This window comes from Sphingopyxis soli (genome assembly GCF_018682675.1).
GTDB lineage: Bacteria > Pseudomonadota > Alphaproteobacteria > Sphingomonadales > Sphingomonadaceae > Sphingopyxis > Sphingopyxis soli.
In genome coordinates this window covers 1-15,938 of record NZ_JAFMTR010000075.1, presented here as the reverse complement: position 1 = coordinate 15,938, position 15,938 = coordinate 1, and the positions used below count along the sequence as shown (strand labels likewise).

Here is a 15,938-nt window from a genome sequence, read left to right as displayed (position 1 = left end):
GCTTGCGGGGAGGGGGACCGCCGAAGGCGGTGGAGGGGGCTGGCGTCCTGAAGCGGCGCTGCGGGACGACGCGAGGCCCCTCCGTCAGCCGCTACGCGGCTGCCACCTCCCCGCAAGCGGGGAGGATTTGAAGGACAGCTCCCCACCCCAAAGCCACCATAAGAGCGGAATGCGGCTAGATCAGCCCGCCATATTTGCGGATGCCCGGAAAGGCGAGCTTCTCGCCGCCATTGCGCCGGATCGCGCCGATCGCCTCGTCGACGCGCAAATATCGCGCGCGCGCTTCGGGCTCGAACATCAGCACCGGCTGTTCGGTGCGCTCCGATGCGAGCTTCACGAGTTGCCCGAGCTGGGCGACGTCGACCGCCTCGCCATTCCAGCGGATCGTGTCGGCTGCATCGATCGTAACGCGATTCTCGTCGAGGACTTTGCCCGATACATCCGGCCCCTGCGGAAGCGTGATGTCGACGCTGTGCGTCGGCGGCGGGATCGTGATGATGAACATCACCAGCATCACCAGCATCACGTCGATCAGGGGCGTCGTATTGATGTCGGGATCGCCATTGGGATCGGCGCGAAAAATGCTCCGGTGGAACCGGCTGCGAAGCTTGCGCATCTTGCATCTCCCCGTCTCGCGGGGCGACCCGAGTCCGGGCGCCATCCCCGCACCTTGGGCTGAGGCATTCACCGCGAAAGCCTTGACCCTATTTGTTACGGTATAACATTATACGAAAAGAGCAATTAAAAAGCGCCACGCGCCGCGCCGGCCGCATCGGCCCAACAAGAAGGGGCGGCACCTTTCGGTACCGCCCCTCCTGTCTTCAAACCCGAACCGGGTTGGAAATCTTACATGCCCGAACCCGGACCGTACTTGATTTCCACGCGGCGGTTCTGGTCGTTGCGGACGCCGTCGGCGGTCGCAACGGCCGGACGCGATTCGCCGAACGCTTCGGCCGAGATCGAGCTGTCCGAGATACCGCGAGCGGTCATGTAGCTGCGGACCGCGTCGTTGCGGCGCTGCGACAGACCGACGTTGTACTTCGCCGAACCCGAACGGTCGGCGTGACCGGCGAGCCAAACCTGCGTACCCGAGCAGCCACGGTTGTAGGCGCTGATCGCGTTGTCAAGCGTAGCAGCCGCTTCCGGCGTGATGTTCGACTGATCCCAGTCGAAGTACACGATGTACGGCCCGGGCTCGCACACGGCCGGCGGCGGCGGCGGCGGGGGCGGCGGGGGCGGCGGGGGCGGCGGAGGCGGCGGAGGCGGCGGGGGCGGCGGTTCAGCGCCACCGAAGTTGTACGTCAGCGTCCCCAGGATCGAGTGCGAACGGAAGCGCGTCGAAACGTCGCGGCCAACCTGGTCGACCAGGTCGATCCCGCTGGCGTTGAAGAAGCGATACTTCAGGCCGACATCCCAGTTCTTGGTGAGCGGCGCACGGATACCCGCGATCGCCTGCCAGGCGAAGCCGGTGTCCGAATCGTCCAGGAACGGACCGGCGAAGACCGGCTCGACCGAAACGCGCGCAACACCAGCACCGCCGCCGACGAAGCCCTGCAGGCCATCATCGTCGCCGAAATCGAGCAGGCCGTTGACCATGAAGCTCAGCGCATTCGAATCGCCGTTAAGCGCGGTCGAACCGATGAAGGGCAGGCCAGCGCCGCTCGGGCTCTGCGGGATGCCGGGCGCCGAGAAGCTGCCCGACTTGATGTCGGCTTCGCGGTAGCCGACTTCGACTTCCGCGCGGAAGCCTCCGAAATCGTAACCGACGGTGCCTTCAACGTCGTAACCATTGCGATGATTGAGGTTTGCGGCGTTATCGATGGCACCGATGTCGAGGTCCATGTCCTCGACGATCATCACACCACCACCAACACCGACATACCAGGAGTTGTCGCGCGCCAAAGCTGGCGACGCCAGGGCAGTGGAGGCCAACGCCACAGCGACGGCAAGCTTCCTCATAGTAGATTCCCCTTTCAATTGAGATTTACGTCTCGACAGACGTCCTACTCGTCCCTTTGGTTCCGTGCAAGCTAACAAATCGTCAATCTGTTGCCAAAAAGTCGCACTGAACAGATCAATATTGGCAAAATCAGCCTGATATCAGAATACCATGGGCGTCGAGCACCGACAGCAGCGCCGCGATGGCGGCGCGGGCCTCGGCGTCGACGGTCGCGCCCCCGGCGGGAGCCGGAATCGCCGCCGGACCGGTCCATAGCCCGCCCTCGTGGCGCAGCAGCGCCCCGTCGCTCAGCCGAAGGATGCGCATCCCCGCGCGCGGCACGACGAACCGCCAGCCGCCGTCGGTCGCTATCGCGATCGTCCCTCCTCGCCCAGACCATTCGCCGCCCGCTCCGGCTGCGACAAGCCAGCACTGACCGGCGACCGGCGTCGGCGGCGGCGTCGCAACGGGTCCGGCCTCGACCGCCGGATGCAGCAAGGCGTCGAGCAGGGCAAGCGCCTCATTGTGCGTTACCTCCTTTTGCGCCTGCGCGACGGCAAGCAATGGCAGCGTGAAACGAGGGGTAGCGAGCGTATCGGTCATCATCCGGTCCCATCAGTTTAGTGTCAGGAAAAGCGGCCGCGAACGGCCGAGGTCGCCGACCTGTCGAATGGCAAGCTTTGCCGCGGTCGGCAGGCTCGCGACGACCGCCGCGTCGAGGTGCAGCGTCGGCACGGTGGTCGTCCATGGTCCGGCGCCCGGCGCTGGCGGCACCGGCGCGACCTCCCAGGCTTGGCGGCTTTCGCCAAGGGTCAGGTCGACATGATCGCGCCACCCGGTGTCGAAGCGGCTGCATCGCATCCATTCGACGACGAAGCCCCCCGCGCCATCGGGTCGCGCCCGGCCGTGCACCGGGGGGAGCGGCGCCAGCGCCTGCCCCACGGCAGGCAGCGGAGCCTCGGCAACCGCCGTGCTTGCCCGCCCGGCCCATTGTAGGACCGCCGAACCGCTCTCGACCAGCTGCGCGACGGCATCGGGAACCGGCAACAACGCCATATCGTCCAGGAGGACGAACGGCGTACCGGCGGGATGACTGGCGATCTCCGACCTGCCGCGCCCGCGCAGCAATCGCGACAGCCGCCATTCGGCAGCACCGACCCGTTCCGCCGTGCCGAACTGCACCATCTCGGTTCCCAGCATCGCGCGGTTGGCGCCACCGAGAAGCGCGGAATCTTCAATCGATTCCAGCATCATGGATGGATTGGCCAGCGATACGACAAGAGTGTTTGCAAGGTCGATCAACGCGCCGCCCGAGGCGGGCACCGCAGCCGCCAGCGTCCCGAGCGCGGCCGCCGGGCGCGCCATCCCTAGCGCGATCGGCTCGGCGTCGGGGGCGGGACAAATCCAGATATCGGCGCCGCGCCATCCCTCGTTGCTGCCCGCCGCGGCGATCAGCAGACGCGGGGCAGAGGCTGGACTGGTTCCGATGTTGGGGCAGTCGAACAGATGGACGAACGTTTCGCCGTCGGGCCAGTCGGGCGGCGTGACAGCCTGCCCTCCATCGGCATCGATCGCGGTTAGCGGCAACGGCTGATGCCGACATAGCTCGAGCATCACCTCCCCGCCCCGCACCGTTCGCGCCACGCTCCGCCAGACACTTCCGTCGGGGAGCGCGACCGGCCCGCCGATCGGCAGCGCCAGCGCCGCCAGGTCGGCCCGCCAGACACAGGTTTCGCGGCCGTCCGCCGCGGCCCCGGCAAGCGCGAGCGCCAACGCATGCGCCGACTCGGCAGGCAGTGCGGCGGGCAGGTCGACACGCTCCTCGCGCACGCCGCCTCCCGCGACCTCGGCCGACTGCTGACCGAGCTGATAATCGCGCGCGGGCTCATAATGCCGGAGGCTTACAAGCCCGGGCAGCGACGAAAGCGGTGCGCGGCGCTGCTCGACCCGATCCGCATCGCGGAACGGACGGCGCATTTCGGTAAAATCGGACAGCGCCGACGGTTCGGACGCCGAGGCGGGAGCCAGCCGCCACCCCGCCGGACCACTGGCGAGCCGGACACCGTCGACGGCGAACAGCGGCGCCAACGCCTCGCGCGCCCGTTCGCCCGACGCGGCATAGCCCGCAATCGGCCAGTTCCCCACGCAGCGCCCCGCCTCTCCCAACAGCACATCGCCGACGAACCCGCCGTCGACCGCCGCGTCGTCGGCCTCGACTTCGAAGGTGAGCGACGGGATGCGGTTGCCGAAGGCGGCGAGTTCAAGCTCCTCGAACACCGCATAGGCCAGACCCCGAAACGCGCTCGCCGAGCCGATACCGACCGCCGAAGCGATCAGCGGATCGACGGCTTGATCCTCACTCCCGTCGTGCCAGCGAAAGGTACAGCGCTCGCGAAAACTCCCGCCCGCACCGCGCAGCAAATTGCCGTCGGCCCATATCCGGCGAATCGCGCGGATCGGGCGCGACGACAGCGCGACCGCCAGCGACACCGAATAGCTATATTCGGTCGTCGATGGCCGCCCCTTGCCGCCGCCGCGCTTCGTCCGCCGTTCGATCAGGTCGGTTGCCCAGACCACGCTGCCCGCCACGCGCATCGTCCCGAACAGCTTGGGGATCTGTTGGCCATAGGTCGACGCCTGGACCTTCAGGTCGGCAAGCCGCGGCCCCTCGCGGCCCTTCGGCTTGAAGATCGCGGCATCGGCCTGCTGTCCGATCGCAGCGCCCAGCGCCGCGCCGACCGGCCCGCCGACGATCCCGCCGACCACCGTCAGTACCAAAGTCGCCATCTTTACCCCCTATTGTTCGAGCCGCCACCGCGCGGACGCGCGCATGACATCGTCCGCAGGCGACTCGACGACTCTTCGCAGCCCGGCATGGGCGTGGACCATGCTCGCGGGCCCGATGACCCCCAGATGATACTGCCCGGCCGGAAGCGCGATCAGCGCCACGTCGCCGTCAGCCCGATCGGCGACCGCCCGGAATCCTGCCGTCATCAGCGCGGCAACAATCCGGCCGCGGCGCCACCCGCGCAGCGGATAGTCATGGGGGGTCGGCAATGCGCACCCCACCGCCGCATAGGCCGCCCAGACCAACCCCACGCAATCCAGCCCGCACCGCGGGTCACGCCCCTGCGCGCGGAACGGCACCCCCACCATCGTCCGCGCCGCCGCAAAGGCGCGCGCGCCCAAGGCCTCAACCACCGGGATAGCGCGTGAGCAGGTCATTCCCCGGCAGATGCGCCTCGCCGCGAAAATTGACGGCATTGGCAAAACGGTCGCGGCAGGTCGCGAGCCGCCGGTCGCATCCCTCGACCAGCCGAACGCGCACGGGAAGCGCGGGCGCGACCGGCGGCATCTCCGCCAGCATCAGCGCTTCCGCGTCTTCGGCGACCACCGGGGTCGCCAATCCGCATGCCCGCCCCTCCATCCAGAGCAGTTCGCCAAAGGCCATCGCGCCTGCCGCCAGCGGCATATCGAGCATGACACGGCGTCCTTCGACCGCGACGACGCGCCGGACATGCGTGCGCGGCGCAAGGTCGACCCGGCACGAACGGTCGCCCAGCCGTGCACGGCACGACGGCGAGGTCGCCGGACAAACCGGCGCATCGAGCCGCCGCGTCACGCCTTGCAGCTCCGCCGTAAAGGCTGCGCCCCGCCGCTCGACCGCGCCCAGCGACCCGCGCGCCACCGTCACCGGCGCTGCCTCGGGCGCAGTCCAGTCGGTCACGAACAGCTCGAGCTCGGCGCCGTCCCACCGCCCCGCGTCAAGGTCGGCGGCCGCGATCGCGTCGCTCGTCACCGCCCCTTCAAGGTCCATCGTCGCCGCATCGAGGCTGTCGTTCGTTTCCAGCGCCGACGGTTTCATGCCCGGCGCCGCGCGATAGGGGACGCCGCCGACGATCAGGTCATGGTCGTGCGAGGTCAATCCGATCACCACCCCGTCGCGCCGCGACAGCCGCCAGCACCAGGCGAGCGTCACCAGCTCCTCGCGCAGCCAGTCCGGCGCACTCCCGCCGGGCCCGATCACCATGGCGCGCGCACCTCGACCAGCGGCACGCTCGCAAGTTCGCCCGCGAGGAAGGTCGCGCGGCTGACCTCCAGCCGGTCCTCGGCAAAGCGTACCGGCACGTCGAACAGATAGCCGGCCCGCACCGCGATCCCCGGCCCCGGCGGGGCGTCGAGCAGCACCTCGCCCTCGTCCGTCACGGCGAACGCCGCCGTCTCGATCCCGTCGACCGATACCCGCACGCTGCCCCCGACCGGCAGGCGAATGCTGCGCACCTGCATCGCATCGCCCGCGCCATAGCGCTTCACCAGCGCGAACTGCCGCCGGCTCCCGTCGCCGACGCCCAGCAGTTGGTCGCCGGGCCCCGGCAGCCCGCCATCCGCGGCCGAACCATGATCGAACGGATCGCGGAAGCGAAACGCCCGCGCCGCACCGCGCCGGGCGCGAAAGAAATCGGCGAGCGCGCGCACGTCGCTCTCGGACCGCACCCCCGGCCCTGCGTCGTAGCGCATCCGCGCCTCGGCCCATTCGCTCGCACGCTGTTCGTGCCCCGAGGGCGAGCTCACGATCTGGGTCGAAAATTCGGTTACGACCATTGCCTCGCGCCCGATCGCGAGCGGAAAATCCACCGCATCATAAGCCTGCACCGCATCCTCCCCGTCAAAGTGCACGAACCCGTCGCGCGCGACCTGCGGCAGTGCCCAGATGAACGTCCTCGCCACTCCGGCAGCCCGCGCCGCATCGGCGGCGTCGGCGATCGCCGCCCAATGGGCGCGATCTTCGCCGCGCAGCACGAAGCCCGAAAAATAATGCTGCTCGTGGGCCGGATAGCCCAGCCGCTCCGCCATCGCCGCCCGCGCCCCCGCAGTTTCGGCGCCGCACCCGCCGGTAACCCAGTCATAATCCTCAAGCTGCAGCACATCGAAGGCCGGCGCTGCCCACGCGGTCGGCACGTTGGCCCGCCGCACCTCGGGCGCCGCCGCATCGAGTACGGTCGGCAGATAGACGAGCAAATGGCTCGCCAGCCCTGCGGCTCCGGCTTCGTCGCGCGCCGCCGCCACCAGCGCCGCGGTCGACGCCGCGAGCAAGCCGCCCAGCGCATCGAGCATCGCCCGCTGCGGCGCGGTGAGCGCCCCGCGCACATCGGCAATCGCAACGCTCGCGCTTCCGAGCATCGCCGTCGTCGCCGCGTCATAGGCGCAAAGCCGCCCGCCTTCGCCGACCCACCACCAGGGTTCGCCGACCTGGAACTTTACTGCCAGTCCTGCTTCGACAGCGATCGCCACGAACCCCCGCGCGACAAGCTGCAGCCATCCCATCGCCTCGGCGTGGGCAGGCGACAGCAAGGTCGACGGCGGCGCCCACCCCGTCAGCGCCGGCGCGCCCGCGCTGTCCCGCTGCTTCCACGCCTCGGGGCAATAGGCATCGAACAGCTCGTAGGAGAGCGACCAGATGACGCCCAGCCCGGCCGCCCGGCACGCTGCTGCGAACGCCCGGTGCCACGCGGTGCACGGCGCGTTGAGCGCCCCGCCCGCGACCCCGACCTTCAGCGCTCCGCCCGTTACCGCGAGCCGCATGAAGTGGCTCATCCCGACATAATGGACGATATCGCCGCGATAGCCGAGATGGATGGCCTGCCGCACGACGCGCGCCGGAGTCAGATGATATTCGTCGTCATAGCCGGCTGCGATCCCCAACCCCTGTTCGGGCAACACGGCATCGCCGATCGCGAGCACCGATCCCGACCCGCTGCACAGCATCTCGCTCATCTCCGCCCAACCCTCGGCGGGCGCGGCGAGCAACCCGGCGCTTCCGTCATAGGTCGGGGCGACGAGCGAGATGAACATCCGGTCGACGTCGCCCGCCCATACCGGGTCGGCCTCACCGGGCAGGAGGAAGCCGCCGGCGAGCGTATCGAAATCGAGCGACACCACGGCATCCTCGGCCGACCCGACCGCATAATTCCACAGCCGCACATACCAGGCGCGCGGGTTTCCCGCCGCGTCGCGCCCTTCGATCGTCAGCGTCGGTCCGTGCAGCGCATCGAGCGGCTTGATCCCGCCCGAACGCCAGCGGAAGCGGAGCTGGGTGTGCCGGAAATCGCGCCGCGTCTCATAGGCGAGCAGCGGATGGTCCCAGCGATCCTCGGCCTCCCAGATCAGCCCCGCCAGATCCTCCCTGTTGTGGAACACCGCCTCGACGCGCAGCGTCTGTGTGTCGGGCGTCACCACGCTCGCCATCATCGGCCGCGCGAAATCGACGGTCCAGAAGCGCGGGTCGAAACGCTTCACCCATCCCTTGCGATGGTGCGGCTCGGCGGCCGCGACAAGCGCCCAGCCCATCAATCTTCCCCCGCCGCGACCGCGCGGCGGACGGCTCGCGCAATCTGCCGCCCCGTGCGTTCCAACCTTTTTGGTTCACTACCCGCATCGCCGCGAACGTTCACGGTGATCGCGATGGCACGGACGCCCCCGCCCGTCTCGATCCGCCCGCTCGCGGTCGGTACGAAATATTCGGGCCCGCGCTCGCCGACGCGATAGGCACGCCCCGCGCTTACCGGACCGCCCGTCGCCCGCCCCGGCGCACCGAACAGCGACGATGCGATCCCCTGCCCCAGCGCGAGCAGGCCGCCGCCTCCGCCGCCGCCCAGGATCGCCCCGATCCCGCTCTGGATCGCGGCGCGCGCAATGTCGGCCATCACCGACAGCGCCAGCCGCTTCAGATCCTCGAACCCCAGCTTGCCGGTCAGGATGGCGCGCGTCAGCGCCCGCTCGATCGCCTGGCCCGCGCGTTCGGCCTCGCTCGCCAGCGGCCCGCCGATTTCCGCGCGCAGCGCCGCGATCTCGCGCCGGAACCCCGCCGCGTCGCCGCGCAGCGCGCCGAACAGATCGTCCATCTCATCCATCGGGAAATTGCTCCATCATCGCGGTCAAGCCCGCCCGGTCGACCGCCGCTTCGACGCCGCCTTCACCCCAGGCGCCCAACACCGCCGCGACATCGGCCGGGGTCGCCGCCCAAAACTCGTCGGGCCGCCAGCCGAGCGCGCGCGCCATCATCCCCGCGAGCGCCACCGCCGCGAGCCCGAACCGTTCGTCGGCCACCTCACTGCCCCTGCAATATCTGCCCCAGCAGCACCCGCAGCGCGGGCGTCACCGCGGCGAGCCCCTGTTCGACCAGCGCCTCGCCGACCGCCTCGCGCGTCATCCCCGCGTCGCGGTCCCGGATGCAATGCCAGAACAACGCCGCCAGTTCGCCAAGGCCGAGCCGCCCATCGGCCGCACGCTCGACCAGCGCGAACAGCGGCCCCAGTTCCTCCTCGGCGGCGACCAGCGCGGCGAAACTCGGCCGCAGCACCAGCGTGCACCCACCGACGCGCAGCGCGGCCTCGCCCCTCAACGCGTTGGCGGCGCTCACAGGCTCACCACCGCGCCGCTGCTTTCCAGGTTCAGCGTGTAGTTGCGCTCGCCATTATAGTCGCCGGCATAGTCGAGCCGGGTCACCAGAAAGCGCCCGCGCAGCCGCTCGCCGCTTTCGAAGCTCAGCTCATAATCGTCGATCGTCCCCGACAAGGCATGACCGCGCAGGCGCACCTCGGCGTCGGACCCGGTAAAAATCCCCGCCGCGCTTACCGACACCGATCGCACCCCGGCGCCCGACAACAGCTCGCGCCAGCCGCCCGAATCCTTCGTCGTCACGTTCACCGCCTCGCCGTTGACCGACGATTGCGTCGTCCGCAATCCGGCCACGGTGGCAAAGACCGGCGGCGCCGCTCCATTACCGATCTTTAACAGAAAAGCGCTCCCATTTTCGATTGCCATCGTCTAACCTCCTCAACACAAAAAGTTCTGCAAACGGGGAGAAGCAGGATGCTGATCACGGCCTTGTTGTTGGCAACCGCGGCACCGGCGGGGTCCGGCAGCGTCGACACGACGCGCGCCGCCTTCACCAAATGCCTGCGCGAGCACATGAAGAAGTCGCTCGAAGCCAAGATGGGCGAAGCCGAATATGAAATGTCGCTGAAGGGCGCGTGCGACAGCGAACGCTCGGCCTTCCGCGCCGCGGTCACCGCCGCCAATCGCGCCGCCGGCGACTCCGCCGCCGATGCCGCCGAAAATGCCGACATGCAGGTCGAGGATTATCACGCGAACTTCACCGACAAGTTCAAGGACTATTCCTCGACGGGAACCATGCCGGGCGATTGAGCGGCTCCACCCTGCAACGCCGCCGCACCGACCCGATTGTCCGGTTCGGCGCGTCGGCGCCACCGCAATCCTTCCGCTCGATCCTGCCAAGGGACATATCATGCTCCTGCTCGCGGCACTTGCCTTGCTCACCCCGCCCGGCCCATCCGGGCTGGGCGAGTTCCGCCCCCCGGAGGAAATGCTCGAGTTCGACTTCGAACGGGGCGACGCCCCGTCCGACGACGGTGGCGAGGATGAAGGCGAAAAAAAGGACGAAAAGGGCAACAGCAAAAAGGTCCAGGGTTCGCTGACGGTCCCGACCACATGGTCGACATCGACGTTCCTGGGGATCGTGCGGCAATGCGGCGGAAAGCAGCTCAGCGCCACCTCCCTCGCTGGAAACTGGATCACAGTATCGGGCGCTCGGACCGCCAACGACCTCGAAATTGCACGCTGCGTGCAGGCCTCGACCTCCGTCCGCTTTTTCGTCAAGGTTAAGCGCCGCGCGCAGGGAGGAGTAACCTATTACGACCAGCCCTTTCGCGAGCTTTGGGACCGCTGAGTTCGGGACCGGCTAGCCGCCGTCGTCTCTTGGCCGCCAGACTGGACCGCCGCCCGCTAATCCGCCAGGCACCGGCACCGCACTACCGTCTCGTGCCGCCAGCCGCCGTCGCGCATCGGGGCGAGACGCATCCGCACCGCCCGCGCCGACACGATCGTCCACCCGCCCGCCGGTCCGCGCAGCGCCGCCACGGCCGCCTCGACCTGCACGGCCGCATCGCCTCCGGCGCCGTCCCCGGCCCCGTGCAACGCCAGCGTCAGCCGCACTTCGCGCCCGGCCCGGTCCTTCGTCCCCCAATCGCTCCCCTCCGCTCCGCCGACCGACAGAAAGGGCATGGTCGCGCGCGGCGGCACCCCGTCGAACACACCGTGCACCAGCCCCGCCAGCACGCTGTCCCCGCCCAGCACCGCCAGCGCCTTCGCCCGCACCGCGCGTTCGGCGCTCATCGCCCGCTTCCCAGCGTCAACCGCCGCCACGGTTGCCACAGCGCCACGATCATCGCGGGCGGCGAGGCGCCCGCGCCGTCGCGCGCCTCGTGCAGATGCTGGATCATCCGGACGATCCCCTGCCGGATCGCCTCGGGAATGCCGTTGGGCGTCGCCGCCATGCCGGCGCGATAGGCGATGCGTACCCGTTCGGCATCGCCCGGCGAGTGGATCGTCAGGCGCGCGGTGCCGTCACGGGCGATCGCGGCCCTCCACTGCGCAGCTCCCAGCACCGTCTCGCTCCCCGCCGCATCGAGCAGCGCCACCGTATCGACCGCCACCACCGGCCGCGCGCCGAGCTGCACCGCGCCCGACCCGACCGGCAAGGTTTGCTCGCCGCCGCGTACAATCAGCCACTGACCGATAAACGCCTCGCAGATGCTGGTCGCGGCGCGGACAAGCTGGGCGATCACCGCATCGTCGGCTGTCGACCCCAGCCGCAACCAGCCGCGTGCTTCGTTCAGGCTTACCGGGGCATCGCCCGGCAACGGACTTTCGGCCATCATCGCTCCTCCACCCTGATCGTCATCGACCGCTCGTCGATCTGCCCGTCGCTCAGCGTGACGCGGTTCGTTACGCGATAGACGTGGCCGGCGACCCCGCCCGCCAGCGATGCCGTCGACTGCGTCAGGTCGTGCGCCATGCCGACCGCCGTCACCCCGCCCGCCTCCGTCGGCGCAATCGTCCAGTCGCTCGCCACGATCGCCTGCCCGTCGGGATAGGCGGTCGCCCAATCGAATTCGAAATCGATCCGGCTGTCCGGATCCTTCACCATCATCGACATCGCTTTTCCTCTTTCTCGGCCCGCGCGGCCGCGTCAGGGCCGCCGCACCGCGATCCGGCGCGGGACCTGCCGTTCCACCGGCAGGGGTGTCTGCGGCGCAGCCGGCTCGGGACCGCCCCATTCGCTCGCCAGCGCGCGCCGTGCGGCATCGCCGATCGCGCGCGACGCCAGCGCCGATCCTCCGATCATGCCGCCGCCTCCAGCGCGGCGAGCCTCTGCTCCTGCGCCGCGATCAGAAACAGCGCGAGCTGATCGATGCGCAGCCCGAACCGGTCGCCCGCGCTCCGGCCGTCCGCCGCGTCCCATGCATCCCAGCAGAGAAAGGCGTAGGGGGTGGCGCCCGGCCGCCCGTCGCCGTCGATCGCGTCGACCAGCCCTTCTTCGGCCATGATCGTCCAAACCGCCTGCGCCTCGGCGCCGAAATGATAGCGCGCCGCCGCGCCCTTCGCGGCGATCGCATCGTTCCAGCGGTAAAAACCCAGGGCGCGGCCGATCCGCGCCGCTGCGCGCAGTTCGGCGGCATTCGCGCCGCCGCGCCAGCTTTTTTCGCGCGCGTCGGAGGTGTTGATCGTCCCCGTCGCGGCATAAAGGATTTTGACGCGCACCGACGCGCCGCCGATATCATGGGCATTGTCGGTCGCGGGGTGCAGCACGCCCGCCGCGTTGATCCGCCAGCGCTCCACCGGTCCCGTACTTCCGGTCAGAAAGCGGATCGAGCAGCTCGCATTGGTACGCGGCGCGATGAGCAGGTCGCCGGCGGTCCCGATCCCCGAATTGCCCGTTCCGACGAAGCCCCGCACCTGCGCCGCGGGAAGCGCGTTGACCGTGCCCCACAGCTCCAGCCCCAGGCTCGCCGCCCCGGCGTCGGACCCGATTGCGACCGTTGCGGCATTGGCGGCTCCGACCGTCTCGCTGCGGCAATAGGGGGCGGCGACGCCGATTCCGAACCCCGTTGCGGTCAATCGCGCCCGCTCGCCGCCGCCCGCCGCAAAGCCGACCGCATCGGCGGCGGGACGAAACAGCCCGGTGTCGGGGTCGCCGGCAAAGGTCAACGCGGGCAGCGCCGCGGTTCCGCTCACCGCTGCCAGCGGCGCGCCCGCTTGCAGCGTCCCCGCCGTATCGCGATAGGCCAGAGCCGACAGCGGCAGGTTGACCCATCCCTCGCCGCGCCGCACCTTCACCAGATCGTCGGCGGCGCCCGCCGTCGCGCCGCCGTGCAGCGTCGACAGCGGTTGCCGCGCCGCAACCGCCTCCTCGACGGTCGCCAGCCCTGCCGCCAGCGTCGCCGCCGCCGCATCGCTGGCGCCGAACCAGTCGGCGCCGACGGTCAGGGCGATCGTCTTCAGCCCCGGCGCGAAATCGACCCGCGCACCCGCCGCTGACGAGGCCGAGACCGTGTCGCGAAGCAGGCGCCCGTCGGCGCCGATCCGGCCCAGCCCCACTTCCCATTGTTCGGGCCGGGCGACGCCGGCAATCGCGTAATGAAAGCCCGTGTCGGGCGGCACCGTACCCGCGAAGCGGCGATGACCGGGCACCGCGCCCGCCGGCGTCAGCGGCCCGGTCCCGCCCTCGTGCGCGATCTCGCGCACCAGGTCGGCGAAAAAGGGGGTCGGCATGGCAAGGCCATCCTTTCCAGTATCGAAATTGCTGAGAACGTAGCGCCCGGCCCCGCCCCGAAAGGGAAGGAAGCGCGGACCGGGCGCCCATCGCGCACCAACCGCTTAGCTGGCGGCGAATTTCATCAGTTTGATAGCCTGCGAATCGATGATCGCCCCGCCGACCCTTTTGGTTGCATAGAAATGCACGAATGGCTTGTTGCTGAACGGGTCGCGCAGGATGCGCGTCTCGCCGCGGTCGGCGACCAGATAGCCGGCGCGGAAATTGCCGAAGGCGATCGACAGGCTGTTCGCGGCCACATCCGGCATATCCTCGGCCTCGACGACCGGATAGCCGAGCAACGTCGCCGCCTGCCCCTCGACCATCCCCGGCTGCCAGATGAAGGCGCCGTCGGTCGTCTTGAACTTGCGGATGCGGCTCAGCGTATCCGAATTCATCACCCAGCAAGCGCCCTGCCGGTACGGCGCCTTCAGCGAATGCACCAGCTCGACCAGCTTGTCCTGCGGGTTCGACGCCGGAAAGGCGCCCGCGGTCCCCGTCGGGAGATATTGCAGCGAGCCAAAGGCGCGCACGCTGTCGATCTCGTTCGTCGCGGTATAGGTCAGGAACCCCTTCGGCCGGTTCGTGCCATTGCCGTTCACGAACGCGCTGCCCTCGGCGATCGCGAACTCGCGCCCCAGCTGCTCGGCCAGCCAGTCCTCGACGTTGAACATCGCATCGTCGAGCATCGCCTGGCTCGCCGCCGGATTGGCATAGAGTTCGCCCGTCGGCGGCACGATTTCGGCAAAGCTGCGCGTCGCGGTCTCGGGCCGCGCCGCGGTCTCGCCGACCCAGCCCGTCCCCATCGACCCCGTCGCGACCAGCTTGCGATACCCGCTCGTCCCCGTCTGCACGACCGTCGCAATACTGCGGATCGGCGACAAGGTCTTGAGCGTCGCCGCGATGCTGCCGTCGATCTCGCGCGGCACCGCATAGCCGCCGTCGCCGACCGTCGCCCCCGACAGGCTCTTCATCTCGGGCGCCGCATCGATCCCGCGCCGCAGATAGCGCTCGACAAAGGCATCGCGCGCCGGATCGGCCGCTTTCGCCCCGTCGAGCGGCAAGCGCGACGCCGCCACCGCTTGGCGCTCGACCTGGGCCTTCAGCGCCGCGACCGACGCCCTCAATTCATCGACCGCCTCGGCCGCCAGCACCGCATCGAACGCCCCGTCGAGCGCGTCCGCCTTCACTTCCATATCGTCCATGCTTGTCGCTCCTTCAAAAAATCCTCCCTGTCGCGAAGCGATGGGGCGGGGGACCGCGCCCGCAGGGCGTGGTGGAGGGGCAGCGCCGTTGCGCCAGCGCCCCTCCGTCAGCCCTGCGGGCTGACACCTCCCCACGCCGGCGCCGCAGGGAGGATCGATCCACCTTCCACCGCAATCACCCGCGCCAGCGGCTGCATCGGCGCCGCCACCAGGCTCACCTCCGCCAGATCGAGCGCCACCAGCTCGCGCGGATTGTCCCCGCGCGCCGCGCGCACCCGATAGCCAAAGCTCAGCCCCGTCAGCGCACCCTGCGCGACCAGCTTCGCCGCCGCCGGATGCGTCACCCGCGCCACCACGCGCAGTCCGCGCGCATCCTCCGCCAATGTCTCGATCGCACCGACCACCGCCCCCGGCCGATGCTGCCAGAGCAAGGGCACCGCGCGCCCTTCCTTCAGCGTCGCGGCAAAAGCCCCGCTGCGCACCACATCGCCCCCGCGATCGACGCGGTCGAACACAGACGCATAGCCCGCAAAGCGGATCTCCCCCTACCGCAGGCGGGAGGGGGCCGGGGGGAGGGCCAGCGCCCGCGCGCTACCCCTCATTTGAGCAGCCCCGGCAACCCCAGCTTAACCGCGAGCCCGACGACGAGCAGCGCCAGAACCCCGCGCACCGCCCAGTCGACCACCGCCGCCCACGCGCTCTTTTTCGCATCGCGCCACGCGCCGAGCAGCTGGCGCAAATCGCTCACATCGTCGCGCGCCGCTTCGTCGGCGAGCCCCAGCCGCGCCAGCGCGCGCCGCGCCCCCAGCTCGCTCGCCTCCTCCACCACCGCGCGCAGCAACGCCGCATCGGGCGCACCGGAGGCTCCGGCCGCACTCGTCCCCGCCAGCGCGATCAGCCGCGCCAGCGCTTCATCTTCGTCCATGTCGTTGTCCTCATGAAAATCCCTCCCCCTCGGATGGGGGAGGGTTGCGCAGCCTTGCGAGCTTGCTGCCTGGGCGAAGCTGGGTAGGGGTGGCCCGTCGCCGGCGAAAACTAGGGTCAGGACCCATTAATCCCACGCTCGAGGCGTCGAAATGGCGAAGATATCGGGTTCGGGCGGGTGCAGCGGGTAGCATCG

The 15,938-nt window shown here is 69.6% G+C and carries 21 protein-coding genes; 2 read left to right on the top strand and 19 right to left on the bottom strand.

Going from position 1 to position 15,938, the window contains the following annotated elements; all coding sequences use genetic code 11:
• Positions 1-175: 175 nt before the first annotated feature.
• The 11 genes from J1N50_RS12215 to J1N50_RS12165 form a co-directional block, all read right to left on the bottom strand.
• The gene (locus J1N50_RS12215; protein ID WP_215353812.1) at positions 176-616 is read right to left on the bottom strand and encodes an ExbD/TolR family protein; all 441 of its coding nucleotides are present in this window, start codon (positions 614-616) and stop codon (positions 176-178) included.
• A 230-nt stretch (positions 617-846) separates the two neighbouring features.
• Positions 847-1,959 (bottom strand): OmpA family protein, encoded by a 1,113-nt coding sequence (locus J1N50_RS12210; RefSeq protein WP_215353809.1) that lies wholly within the window; start codon positions 1,957-1,959, stop codon positions 847-849.
• Positions 1,960-2,089: 130 nt separating this feature from the next.
• Entirely contained in the window at positions 2,090-2,542 is a 453-nt protein-coding gene (locus J1N50_RS12205) for a DUF2793 domain-containing protein (protein WP_215353807.1), read from the bottom strand.
• 12 nt (positions 2,543-2,554) lie between these two features.
• Positions 2,555-4,726: a phage tail protein gene (locus J1N50_RS12200; RefSeq protein WP_215353805.1), complete on the bottom strand. Its 2,172-nt coding sequence runs from the start codon at positions 4,724-4,726 to the stop codon at positions 2,555-2,557.
• A gap of 9 nt (positions 4,727-4,735) precedes the next feature.
• Positions 4,736-5,140: an NlpC/P60 family protein gene (locus J1N50_RS12195; protein WP_343227876.1), complete on the bottom strand. Its 405-nt coding sequence runs from the start codon at positions 5,138-5,140 to the stop codon at positions 4,736-4,738.
• Complete coding sequence (locus tag J1N50_RS12190; protein WP_215353801.1) at positions 5,133-5,969, bottom strand: DUF2163 domain-containing protein; 837 nt, start codon at positions 5,967-5,969, stop codon at positions 5,133-5,135. The genes J1N50_RS12195 and J1N50_RS12190 overlap by 8 nt, the downstream gene beginning before the upstream one ends.
• On the bottom strand, positions 5,963-8,287 hold the full coding sequence (locus tag J1N50_RS12185) for a DUF2460 domain-containing protein (protein ID WP_215353799.1): 2,325 nt from the start codon (positions 8,285-8,287) through the stop codon (positions 5,963-5,965). Before J1N50_RS12185 ends, J1N50_RS12190 begins: the two co-directional genes overlap by 7 nt.
• Positions 8,287-8,850: a tail tape measure protein gene (locus tag J1N50_RS12180; protein ID WP_215353797.1), complete on the bottom strand. Its 564-nt coding sequence runs from the start codon at positions 8,848-8,850 to the stop codon at positions 8,287-8,289. The genes J1N50_RS12185 and J1N50_RS12180 overlap by 1 nt, the downstream gene beginning before the upstream one ends.
• Positions 8,843-9,046 (bottom strand): phage tail assembly chaperone, encoded by a 204-nt coding sequence (locus tag J1N50_RS12175; protein WP_425516941.1) that lies wholly within the window; start codon positions 9,044-9,046, stop codon positions 8,843-8,845. Before J1N50_RS12175 ends, J1N50_RS12180 begins: the two co-directional genes overlap by 8 nt.
• A gap of 1 nt (position 9,047) precedes the next feature.
• Positions 9,048-9,359 carry a gene transfer agent family protein gene (locus J1N50_RS12170; protein ID WP_215353795.1) on the bottom strand — a complete coding sequence of 104 codons (312 nt, stop codon included), beginning with the start codon at positions 9,357-9,359 and terminating at the stop codon, positions 9,048-9,050.
• On the bottom strand, positions 9,356-9,763 hold the full coding sequence (locus J1N50_RS12165) for a phage major tail protein, TP901-1 family (protein WP_215353793.1): 408 nt from the start codon (positions 9,761-9,763) through the stop codon (positions 9,356-9,358). Before J1N50_RS12165 ends, J1N50_RS12170 begins: the two co-directional genes overlap by 4 nt.
• A 48-nt stretch (positions 9,764-9,811) precedes the next feature.
• Between J1N50_RS12165 and J1N50_RS12160 the strand changes: the two genes are divergently transcribed.
• Positions 9,812-10,147, top strand: a complete 336-nt coding sequence (locus tag J1N50_RS12160; protein ID WP_215353790.1) for a hypothetical protein — start codon at positions 9,812-9,814, stop codon at positions 10,145-10,147.
• Between the two features lie 100 nt (positions 10,148-10,247).
• Entirely contained in the window at positions 10,248-10,688 is a 441-nt protein-coding gene (locus J1N50_RS12155) for a hypothetical protein (protein WP_215353788.1), read from the top strand.
• 56 nt (positions 10,689-10,744) lie between these two features.
• Here the strand turns inward: J1N50_RS12155 and gp17 are convergent, their stop codons facing one another.
• From gp17 to J1N50_RS12115, 8 genes are all read right to left on the bottom strand, one after another.
• Positions 10,745-11,134, bottom strand: coding sequence for a tail completion protein gp17 (gene gp17, locus J1N50_RS12150; RefSeq protein WP_215353786.1), 390 nt, complete (start codon positions 11,132-11,134; stop codon positions 10,745-10,747).
• Positions 11,131-11,676: a head-tail connector protein gene (locus J1N50_RS12145; protein WP_215353784.1), complete on the bottom strand. Its 546-nt coding sequence runs from the start codon at positions 11,674-11,676 to the stop codon at positions 11,131-11,133. Before J1N50_RS12145 ends, gp17 begins: the two co-directional genes overlap by 4 nt.
• On the bottom strand, positions 11,676-11,957 hold the full coding sequence (locus J1N50_RS12140) for a phage fiber-tail adaptor protein (protein WP_215353782.1): 282 nt from the start codon (positions 11,955-11,957) through the stop codon (positions 11,676-11,678). The genes J1N50_RS12145 and J1N50_RS12140 overlap by 1 nt, the downstream gene beginning before the upstream one ends.
• Before the next feature lie 33 nt (positions 11,958-11,990).
• On the bottom strand, positions 11,991-12,146 hold the full coding sequence (locus J1N50_RS12135; protein WP_215353780.1) for a hypothetical protein: 156 nt from the start codon (positions 12,144-12,146) through the stop codon (positions 11,991-11,993).
• Positions 12,143-13,573 carry a tail fiber domain-containing protein gene (locus J1N50_RS12130; RefSeq protein WP_215353777.1) on the bottom strand — a complete coding sequence of 477 codons (1,431 nt, stop codon included), beginning with the start codon at positions 13,571-13,573 and terminating at the stop codon, positions 12,143-12,145. The genes J1N50_RS12135 and J1N50_RS12130 overlap by 4 nt, the downstream gene beginning before the upstream one ends.
• Positions 13,574-13,678: 105 nt before the next feature.
• Positions 13,679-14,818: a phage major capsid protein gene (locus tag J1N50_RS12125; protein WP_215353775.1), complete on the bottom strand. Its 1,140-nt coding sequence runs from the start codon at positions 14,816-14,818 to the stop codon at positions 13,679-13,681.
• A gap of 107 nt (positions 14,819-14,925) precedes the next feature.
• Positions 14,926-15,357 (bottom strand): HK97 family phage prohead protease, encoded by a 432-nt coding sequence (locus J1N50_RS12120; protein WP_215353814.1) that lies wholly within the window; start codon positions 15,355-15,357, stop codon positions 14,926-14,928.
• A gap of 59 nt (positions 15,358-15,416) precedes the next feature.
• Complete coding sequence (locus J1N50_RS12115) at positions 15,417-15,743, bottom strand: DUF6127 family protein (RefSeq protein WP_215353772.1); 327 nt, start codon at positions 15,741-15,743, stop codon at positions 15,417-15,419.
• Positions 15,744-15,938 lie beyond the last annotated feature (195 nt).

Bases quoted from the DNA above. Each gene is read 5' to 3' on its own strand.
- J1N50_RS12215 (WP_215353812.1), bottom strand. From the start codon at position 616: ATGCGCAAGCTTCGCAGCCGGTTCCACCGGAGCATTTTTCGCGCCGAT.
- J1N50_RS12210 (WP_215353809.1), bottom strand. From the start codon at position 1,959: ATGAGGAAGCTTGCCGTCGCTGTGGCGTTGGCCTCCACTGCCCTGGCG.
- J1N50_RS12205 (WP_215353807.1), bottom strand. From the start codon at position 2,542: ATGACCGATACGCTCGCTACCCCTCGTTTCACGCTGCCATTGCTTGCC.
- J1N50_RS12200 (WP_215353805.1), bottom strand. From the start codon at position 4,726: ATGGCGACTTTGGTACTGACGGTGGTCGGCGGGATCGTCGGCGGGCCG.
- J1N50_RS12190 (WP_215353801.1), bottom strand. From the start codon at position 5,969: ATGGTGATCGGGCCCGGCGGGAGTGCGCCGGACTGGCTGCGCGAGGAG.
- J1N50_RS12185 (WP_215353799.1), bottom strand. From the start codon at position 8,287: ATGGGCTGGGCGCTTGTCGCGGCCGCCGAGCCGCACCATCGCAAGGGA.
- J1N50_RS12180 (WP_215353797.1), bottom strand. From the start codon at position 8,850: ATGGATGAGATGGACGATCTGTTCGGCGCGCTGCGCGGCGACGCGGCG.
- J1N50_RS12165 (WP_215353793.1), bottom strand. From the start codon at position 9,763: ATGGCAATCGAAAATGGGAGCGCTTTTCTGTTAAAGATCGGTAATGGA.
- J1N50_RS12160 (WP_215353790.1), top strand. From the start codon at position 9,812: ATGCTGATCACGGCCTTGTTGTTGGCAACCGCGGCACCGGCGGGGTCC.
- J1N50_RS12155 (WP_215353788.1), top strand. From the start codon at position 10,248: ATGCTCCTGCTCGCGGCACTTGCCTTGCTCACCCCGCCCGGCCCATCC.
- gp17 (WP_215353786.1), bottom strand. From the start codon at position 11,134: ATGAGCGCCGAACGCGCGGTGCGGGCGAAGGCGCTGGCGGTGCTGGGC.
- J1N50_RS12145 (WP_215353784.1), bottom strand. From the start codon at position 11,676: ATGGCCGAAAGTCCGTTGCCGGGCGATGCCCCGGTAAGCCTGAACGAA.
- J1N50_RS12140 (WP_215353782.1), bottom strand. From the start codon at position 11,957: ATGTCGATGATGGTGAAGGATCCGGACAGCCGGATCGATTTCGAATTC.
- J1N50_RS12135 (WP_215353780.1), bottom strand. From the start codon at position 12,146: ATGATCGGAGGATCGGCGCTGGCGTCGCGCGCGATCGGCGATGCCGCA.
- J1N50_RS12130 (WP_215353777.1), bottom strand. From the start codon at position 13,573: ATGCCGACCCCCTTTTTCGCCGACCTGGTGCGCGAGATCGCGCACGAG.
- J1N50_RS12125 (WP_215353775.1), bottom strand. From the start codon at position 14,818: ATGGACGATATGGAAGTGAAGGCGGACGCGCTCGACGGGGCGTTCGAT.
- J1N50_RS12115 (WP_215353772.1), bottom strand. From the start codon at position 15,743: ATGGACGAAGATGAAGCGCTGGCGCGGCTGATCGCGCTGGCGGGGACG.